This is a genomic window from Porphyromonas uenonis 60-3 (assembly GCF_000174775.1).
Classification (GTDB): Bacteria; Bacteroidota; Bacteroidia; order Bacteroidales; family Porphyromonadaceae; genus Porphyromonas; species Porphyromonas uenonis_A.
Window position 1 is genome coordinate 1 of the sequence record NZ_ACLR01000081.1, and the last position, 504, is coordinate 504.

Consider the following 504-nt stretch of genomic DNA (forward strand, 5'->3'; position numbering starts at 1 on the left):
AGACTAATCCCTAGGCAAAATAGCGTTGAGCTGGTCGGCTCTATTCCGATTAGTCAAGGGGGAGAGACTATGCGCAAAGGAGAGCTTTGGGGTAGGTCTTGCGTTCGCACACTACTTCAAGCGGGCGAACTACGCTTTTCTCTTGGCGGAATATGAGCAGCAAGGGTTGACTTATCGCTCTTACAATGTTCCACTGCGTGATGCGCTACTGCATTTCGGCTATATGCACCCGATACTCTCAGATAGGGGGAAGAATATCTTTGGCTACTTGGGGCTATCCGCTCTCTGCGGTTATGAAGAGCTGAACGAGGATAAACGGTTACTACCCGATGGGGCTACACTCCTGGACCGATCTCGCTTTACTTATGGAGGAGCGATACATAGCTCGGTGGAACTGTTCCTAACAGACAATCTGCTCTTCGTCCTCAAAGCTCAAGGGCGACTGCTCTTCGGCTCTGACCTGCATCGTTTTCGTCCTGCTATCTCAGCAGGCTTCAAGTTTAA

The 504-nt window shown here is 50.4% G+C and carries 1 pseudogene; it reads left to right on the forward strand.

The window, feature by feature from the left end:
• Positions 1-504 (forward strand): annotated as a pseudogene (locus tag PORUE0001_RS02240) (conjugal transfer protein TraO); the annotation flags it as partial.